The sequence below is a fragment of the Saccharopolyspora sp. genome, from assembly GCF_017434145.1.
Classification (GTDB): Bacteria; Actinomycetota; Actinomycetes; order Mycobacteriales; family Pseudonocardiaceae; genus Saccharopolyspora_C; species Saccharopolyspora_C galaxeae.
In genome coordinates this window covers 1-7,369 of sequence record NZ_JAFRFW010000187.1, presented here as the reverse complement: position 1 = coordinate 7,369, position 7,369 = coordinate 1, and the positions used below count along the sequence as shown (strand labels likewise).

At 70.0% G+C, this 7,369-nt stretch carries 7 protein-coding genes; 4 read left to right on the top strand and 3 right to left on the bottom strand.

Annotated features, from left to right (window positions below; translation table 11 throughout):
- Together IJH84_RS05230 and IJH84_RS05225 are read left to right on the top strand one after the other, a co-directional pair.
- The coding region (locus IJH84_RS05230; RefSeq protein WP_295140929.1) for a GlxA family transcriptional regulator at positions 1-945 on the top strand (945 nt) is incomplete at its 5' end.
- Between the two features lie 88 nt (positions 946-1,033).
- Positions 1,034-2,188 (top strand): cytochrome P450, encoded by a 1,155-nt coding sequence (locus tag IJH84_RS05225; RefSeq protein WP_295140926.1) that lies wholly within the window; start codon positions 1,034-1,036, stop codon positions 2,186-2,188.
- Between the two features lie 5 nt (positions 2,189-2,193).
- On the opposite strand, the gene crcB is transcribed toward IJH84_RS05225, so the two are convergent.
- Both crcB and IJH84_RS05215 read right to left on the bottom strand, forming a co-directional pair.
- Complete coding sequence (gene crcB, locus IJH84_RS05220; protein ID WP_200069098.1) at positions 2,194-2,556, bottom strand: fluoride efflux transporter CrcB; 363 nt, start codon at positions 2,554-2,556, stop codon at positions 2,194-2,196.
- Positions 2,553-3,023 (bottom strand): CrcB family protein, encoded by a 471-nt coding sequence (locus IJH84_RS05215; RefSeq protein WP_367268961.1) that lies wholly within the window; start codon positions 3,021-3,023, stop codon positions 2,553-2,555. Before IJH84_RS05215 ends, crcB begins: the two co-directional genes overlap by 4 nt.
- 167 nt (positions 3,024-3,190) lie before the next feature.
- On the opposite strand from IJH84_RS05215, the gene IJH84_RS05210 reads away from it, so the two are divergent.
- Both IJH84_RS05210 and IJH84_RS05205 read left to right on the top strand, forming a co-directional pair.
- A complete protein-coding gene (locus IJH84_RS05210; RefSeq protein ID WP_295140923.1) occupies positions 3,191-4,135 on the top strand; it encodes an RsmB/NOP family class I SAM-dependent RNA methyltransferase in 945 nt (314 codons plus the stop codon).
- A 167-nt stretch (positions 4,136-4,302) separates the two neighbouring features.
- Positions 4,303-6,600 carry a cation-translocating P-type ATPase gene (locus tag IJH84_RS05205; RefSeq protein WP_295140920.1) on the top strand — a complete coding sequence of 766 codons (2,298 nt, stop codon included), beginning with the start codon at positions 4,303-4,305 and terminating at the stop codon, positions 6,598-6,600.
- 550 nt (positions 6,601-7,150) lie between these two features.
- Here the strand turns inward: IJH84_RS05205 and IJH84_RS29220 are convergent.
- A partial coding sequence (locus IJH84_RS29220; protein WP_367268960.1) for a zinc finger protein occupies positions 7,151-7,369 on the bottom strand: 219 nt, incomplete at its 5' end.

The window sequence follows — 7,369 nt, the reverse complement described above, 5'->3', positions numbered from 1 at the left end:
CGGCAAGGCCTGCTGCCGATGGAGCCGGGCATCGTGCACCAGCTGTTCTCGCTGGCCGCGAACTCCGCGGGCGAGCAGCTGTACGAGGTCGTGACCTGCGGTGTCACTCCCGGCGCGGTGCGCACGACCGCCGATTTCAGCGTGTTCGTGGAGCACGGGCCGGAAGCGTTGGCCGAGGCGGACACGGTTTTCGTGCCCGCCTCCGACGAGGACTACGAGCCGACCGCGGGCGACCTGTCCGATCCGCTGGCGGCAGCTGTCGAACACATCCCTGCGCACGCCCGCGTCGCCTCGATCTGCACCGGTGCGTTCGTGCTGGCGGGGGCAGGGCTGCTCGACGGGCGGGCGGCGACGACGCACTGGAATTCCGCCGCGCGCTTCGAGCAGCGGTTCCCGGACATCCGGCTCGACCCGGACGTGCTCTACGTCGACGAAGGATCGGTGCTGACCTCCGCGGGCGAAGCTTCCGGGATCGACCTGTGCCTGCACCTGATCCGCAAGGATCACGGCACGGCCGTAGCGAACGACGTCGCTCGCCGGGCGGTCGTCCCCGCGCACCGCGATGGCGGCCAGGCGCAGTTCATCCGCTGGGCGGTGCCGGAGCCGCAACGCGCCAGCACCGGCCGTGCGCGGGCATGGGCGTTGCAGCACCTGGACCGCACGTTGCCCCTGAGCGAACTCGCGGCGCTCGAGTCGATGAGCGTACGGACCTTCACGCGCCGATTCCGGGACGAGGTCGGGCTTTCGCCGCTGCAATGGCTCACCCACCAGCGCGTGGAACGCGCGCGGCAGCTGCTGGAGGAGACCGACCTGCCGGTCGACCAGATCGCCGAGGACTCCGGATTCGGCACCGCGGCCTCGCTGCGCCAGCACTTGCGCGCGAAGCTCGGCACCTCGCCGAGCACGTACCGCAGCACCTTCGGGTCGGCTCGGCCTGCCGGTTAGAACTCGCGCTGCTCCGTTAGGAGTGCACTCCCTGGGCACGGACCTGCCGCCCTGCTAAGCAAGAACGGGCGACGCTGCGGGAGGAACCGTGCAGGACGCGCGCAAGATCGTTCGCGAAGAATCCCGGGACCGGTGCCCGGTGCACCGGGATCCGGACGGGATTTGGCAGGTCAACGGCCACGCAGCAGCTCGTGCGGTGCTGCGCAGCTCCGACACCGTGCAGGCCGGGCTCGGCGTGCAGACGCTCGAGAAGATGCCGCCGAACATGCGCCGCCCCGTGCTGTACCGGGACGGGCAGGGGCATCGGGACGACCGGAGGCAGACCGCGCGGTTCTTCACCCCGCGGCGAGTCGACGAGCACTACCGCAGCGTCATGCAGCGCACCGCCGAAGCCCAGATGGCGACACTGCGCCGCGACGGCGAAGCGCACCTGGGCGACCTGGCCTTCCAACTCGCCATCGGGGTCGCCGCCGAGGTGATCGGGCTGACCGAAAGCCGTCCCGGTATCCGGCGGCGACTCGAGCGGTTCTTCCCCGAAGAGTTCGGCACACCCGGTTTCACCAGCATCGATGGACTCCGCTGGCTCTTGCGGCAGGTGGTCAACTGGAGCGCGATCCACATCCGCAACGTGCGCCCCGCGGTGCGGGCGAGACGGCGGGAACGTCGCGACGACGTCATCTCGCACCTGCTCGACGAGGGTTGTTCCAGCGCGGAGATCCTCGCCGAGTGCATCACGTTCGCCGCGGCGGGCATGGTCACCACCCGCGAGTTCGTCAACCTCGCGGCCTGGCACCTGCTCACCACACCCGAGCTGCTGGCCCGGTACCGCGCCGCGGACGAGCCGGAACGGCTGGCCGTGCTGCACGAATTGCTGCGACTCGAACCGGTCCTCGGCCATCTGCGCAGGCGCACCACGGCACCGCTGGAACTGTCGGGCACGACCATCCCGGCAGGCGCGCTGGTGGACATCGCGCTCGGCGACACCAACGTCGACCCGGCCGAGGTGGGTGGCGAACCGCTGCAGGTGTGCCCCGGACGCGAAATTCCCGGTGACGCGGCGGGGCTTTCGTTCGGGGACGGTGCGCACAAGTGTCCCGGCGCAACGATCGCGATCTTGGAGACCGACGTGTTCCTGCGGGAACTGTTCGCCCTGCCGGTGCGGATGAAGACGCCCCCGCGAGTCTCGTTCAGCGAGGCCACGACCGGCTACGAACTGCGTGGCCTGGTGGTCGCGGTGGATTGAGCCGGTCAGCTCAACGCGGCTTGCACCGCGACGAGCCCGAGCAAAGCCGCGCCGACCGAGGCCAGCACGCTCACCACTACGTTCACCGCGGCGTAGAAGTACGCCTCCTGCTCGGCGAGCCGCAGCGTCTCGTAGCTGAACGTGCTGTACGTCGTCAGCGCACCGCAGAAGCCGACGCCTAGCAGCGCCGACACCTGCTCGGGCAGCACACCACCGGTCAGCGCTCCCAACAGCAACGAGCCGACGACGTTCACGGTGAGCGTGCCCCACGGGAAAACCGTGTCGTGACGCTGCTGCACCGCGCGGTCGGTCAGGTATCGCAGCGGTGCCCCGATCGCCCCGCCGAGGAACACGAGCACGGCCGTCACGGTTGCACCTGCTTTCCCACGATGGAACGGGTGAGCGCCACGCCCGCCAGTACCGCGAGCAGCGCTCCCAGCACGGTGCCCACGAGGTACAGGCCCGCGGGCAGAACTGATCCCGGCCGCAGCAACCCGGCGAATTCCACCGCATACGTGGAAAAAGTGGTGAACCCGCCGAGGACACCGACTCCGATGAACGGTCGGAGCAGCCGATGCACCGACCACACCTCGTGGATCAGCACCATCAGCACTCCGATGAGCAGGCAACCGAGCACGTTGACCCCGAAGGTCGCCCACGCTCCGATCGGCAGCAGCACCCCCACCGCGTACCTCGCCAGCGCGCCGAGACCCCCTCCCAGCGCGATCACCAGCAACACCGCGCCGTGCGTGCGGACCAGCTCACCGCGTTGCTCCGCGACGTGCACGTCCACGTCGGGGTCGATGGGTTCCTCGCGATCGGCCTCGGTTGCCATGCTGCCTCCCGATTCCGGACGGGTTCGGGTCGAGCAGGGACCGTTGGCGGCTCGCAGCCGCGGTTCTCCGTGCCGGACCGGTGAGCCCCACCACCGCGGCCCGCGATGCTATCGCGCCAGGTCCGCACCGGTAGATTGGTCCGCGTGCAGGACGGGAGCCTCGGGCGGTGAGCGGTCAGCGCAAGACCCGCGCGTTCGAGAAGCGGATGGCCGAAGTGCTCGGGATCCGGGCGAACCAGGTCGAATCGGTGTTCCGGGGCGCGCGCCCCACGTCGATCCGGGTGAACCGGCTGCTGGACGAACCGCGCTACCAGGAGACGCTGGCCGAGGTGCGGGCCAAGGCGCCGAGCGTGCAGCCGGTGGACTGGTGCGAGCACGCCTTCTTCTGGCCGGAGCAGGACGGTTTCGACGACATCCTGCCGATGGCCCACGAAGGCCGGGTTTACCTGCAGAACGCCGCGAGCCTGATCCCGCCGGTCGCGTTGGACGCGCAGCCGGGCGACGACGTCCTCGACGTCGCCGCGGCGCCGGGTGGCAAGGCGTTCCACATCGCCGCGCGCACCGGCAACGAGTGCTCGTTGTGGCTGAACGATTCGGCGCCGCCGCGGGCGAAGAAGCTCGCCGAGCTGGCCGAGCTCTACGGCGTGCGCCATTCGGAGCTGACCACGCACAGCGCGCAGTACATCGACAAGTCACTGCCTGCGGAATCCTTCGACCGGATCCTGCTGGACGTGCAGTGCTCCGGCGAAGGCCGGGTCAACCTGCGCAAATCAGACGCGCTGCGGTACTGGTCGGAGGAGCGGGTCGAGAAGTACAAGTTCCTGCAGACGAAGATGTGCGACGCGGCGTACAAGCTGCTGCGGCCGGGCGGGGTGATGGTCTACTCGACCTGCACGCTCAGCCCGGAAGAGGACGAGTTCCCGGTGCACAAGGTGCTGCAGCGGCATTCGGACCTGACCGTGGAACCGCTCGGGTTCACCGAGGAGGAGTTCCTCGGCGGCGTGGGTTCGTGGCAGGGCACCAAGTTCGACAAGCGACTCCGGCACGCTGTGCGGGTGCGCCCGTCGGAGCTGTTCGAGGGCTTCTTCGTGGCGCGGCTGACGAAGGGCTGAAGCCACCCCTTCGTGTCATGGCGAACGACTGTTCGACCCAGGATCATGGAGTCATGGCCGCCGAGTTCCGCGACTCACACCCGGGAACCCGCAGGCGGTCACTGCCGACCATGTCAACGCCAGAGGTTTGCCCAGGACCACCGAGAGCTCCCCGCGAGAGGTAGACGATGTCCCCGACGGTTGCCGAAAACGACCAGGTCGAGCTGGCCGTGCGCGGCATGACCTGCGCCGCGTGCGCCACGCGCGTCGAGCGCAAGCTGAACAAGCTCGACGGAGTGCGCGCGGGCGTGAACTACGCGACCGGGCGGGCGAGCGTCGCGGGCGCAGGGGACGTCGACCTGCTGTTGCGGACGGTCCGCGATGCGGGCTACGAGGCCGATCCGATCCCGGAAGAGGCGCCGGAGTCCGCCGCCGCGGAGGAGCCGGATCGGGTGCGGGACCTGTGGCGGCGGATGCTGGTGGCGATCGTGCTGTTCATGCCGCTGTGCGATCTGTCCATCATGTTCACGGTGCTGCCGCAGTACCGGTTCGCGGGCTGGCAATGGCTGCTGGTGGCGTTGACGATCCCGGTCGCGGGCTGGGCGGCGTGGCCGTTCCACCGGGCCGCGTTGCGCGGCGCCCGGCACGGTTCGTCCTCAATGGACACCTTGGTGTCGCTGGGGATCACCGCCGCGGTCGGCTGGTCGCTGTATTCGATGTTCTTCCAGCCCACGCTGCCCGCCGAGGCGGGTTGGCACCTGCTGCTGAGCCCGCAGGGCGCGCTGTACCTGGAAGTCGCGGCCGGAGTCACGGCGTTCGTGCTGGCCGGGCGCTACTTCGAGGCGCGAGCGCAGCGTCGCGCCGGGGACGCGTTGCGCGCGTTGGCCGCGCTGCGCGCGAAAGCGGTGACCGTGGTCCTCGACGATGGCGCGCAGCAGGAGATCCCGGCCGAGGATCTGCAGGTGGGACAACGGTTCCTGGTGCGCCCGGGCGGCACGATCGCCACCGACGGCGTGGTCGTGTCCGGTCAGGGCGCGTTGGACCGCAGCTCCATGACCGGCGAGTCGGCACCGGTGGAAGTGACCGAGGGCGATGCGGTGCTCGGCGGCACCACGGCGCTGAACGGCCGGCTGGTCGTGCGTGCCACGCAGGTCGGTGCGGATACCCGGCTTTCCGCGATGCTGCGGCTGGTCGCCGATGCGCAGTCCGGGAAAGCGGCCGTGCAGCGGCTCGCGGACCGGATCGCGGCCTACTTCGTCCCGGCCGTGCTGGCGCTCGCGGCGCTCACCCTTCTGGGCTGGTCGCTGCTGGACGGCTCGGCGGACCGGGCGTTCACCTCCGCACTGGCCGTGCTGGTGATCGCTTGCCCGTGCGCGCTGGGCCTGGCGACGCCGACCGCGCTGATGGTCGCTTCCGGACGCGGTGCCGCGCTGGGCATCTTCATCAAGGGCTACCAGGCGCTGGAGTCGACCCGTGCGGTGGACACGGTGGTGCTGGACAAGACCGGCACCGTCACCGAAGGCCGGATGTCGGTGGTGGAACTGGACTTCGTCGCCGATCAGGACCGCGCTTCGGTGCTGCGCCGCGCGGGCGCCGTGGAAGAGGCGTCCGAGCACGCGGTCGCCGCGGCGATCAGCGAACTCGCCCGCTCCGAGACCGGGCAGCTCCCGGCCGCCGAATCGTTCGCGGCACGGCCGGGCTTGGGCGCGAGCGGCACGGTCGACGGCCGCGAAGTCCTCATCGGCCGCCGGGAACTCTTCCAGGAACAGGACTGGTCCGTTCCCGAAGAGCTCGACCGGACCCGCGAGCAGTGGCAGGAACAGGGCCGCACCGTGGTCCTGTCCGGTGTGGACGGAGCGGCGGTCGCGGTGTTCGCGCTGGCGGACGCGGTGAAACCCTCTGCGCCGCAGGCGGTTTCCGAACTGCATCGGCTCGGCCTGCGCACGGTGCTGCTGACCGGTGACAACGATGCCACGGGACGCGCGGTGGCGGACGAGGTCGGCATCGAGCGGGTGATCTCCGAGGTACTCCCGGACGAGAAGGCCGAGGTGGTGCGCGGTCTGCGCGCGGAGGGCCGGACCGTCGCGGTGATCGGCGACGGTGTCAACGACGCACCGGCGCTGGCGACCGCCGACCTCGGCCTCGCGGTCGCGACCGGCACCGACATCGCGATCGACGCAGCCGACTTGATCTTGGTCCGACCGGACCTGATGGTCGCACCGGACGCGATCCGCCTTTCCCGCGCTACCTTGCGCACTATCCGCGGCAACCTGCTGTGGGCGTTCGGCTACAACGTGGCCGCGCTGCCGCTCGCCGCCTTCGGCCTGCTCAACCCGTTGATCTCCGGTGGCGCGATGGCGTTGTCGTCGTTCTTCGTCGTCTCCAACAGCCTCCGCCTCCGCCGGTTCACCGGGAGCGGTGCAGTCGCCGGTTCCCAGGCACCGCAACGGGAAAGGACAACGGCACCAGCCGACGCCGCCGCTTGATCGCGCTCACCGAACGCAGCACGGGCGCTTCGACCACCCTCGTGGCCGAGAAGTACGAAGTCGACGGGTGATGGGGTGGCCGGACAGCGCGCTTTTCGGGGAGGAACTGCGCGCGCTGCCCGGCCACTCGGTCCGTCGCTGCTCGGGAGAGTGGGCAGTTCCGGACCGCATCGGGAAAGCCGCGGGGGACTCGGCCTTCCCAGCCTTGGCGGTTGAGCTTCGGCGCGGCGATCAAGCCGCCGTGTCGTTCATCAGCGGTTGCACCAGCTCGCTGGGATTCCGTTCGTTTCCTGGCATGGGAGCGAAAACAGCGTGCTCACCGGTGATCGTCACGGGCCCCACCTGCGGACCGGGATCTTCCAGCACGATCCGCTGGTTGCAGGCACGGCAAAGCCACCTTCCGCTGCGAGGAACGGGAATCCGTTGCCGGTGGTGGACCGGCCCGAGCACGACATGACCGCATTCGGCGACCGGCGCCAAGAAGCCCCCGACCCGGCGGCGGCTCGCCAGCCGGTGCCACACCGACTCCGCGACACCGCACACCCACCGTTCAGTCCCCACGCGGCCCTACCTCCGGAAGCGGATTCCTCGCGTTGTGCCGTTCCGCGATCGGCCGGACCTTTTCCGCGCAGGTTGCGCACGTCGGCCACAGCCACGCGGCAGCCCCTTCCTCCGCCACCAGCGCAGCACCGCACAACGCCTCGACACACGTCCCCGCTCGAAAACCCAGCCGCGGCGCGGAATCCCGGCCCGCATGACGCTCACCCCT

Coding starts and splice junctions, on each gene's coding strand:
- IJH84_RS05205 (WP_295140920.1), top strand. CDS start 4,303: ATGTCCCCGACGGTTGCCGAAAACGACCAGGTCGAGCTGGCCGTGCGC.
- IJH84_RS05215 (WP_367268961.1), bottom strand. CDS start 3,023: ATGGCAACCGAGGCCGATCGCGAGGAACCCATCGACCCCGACGTGGAC.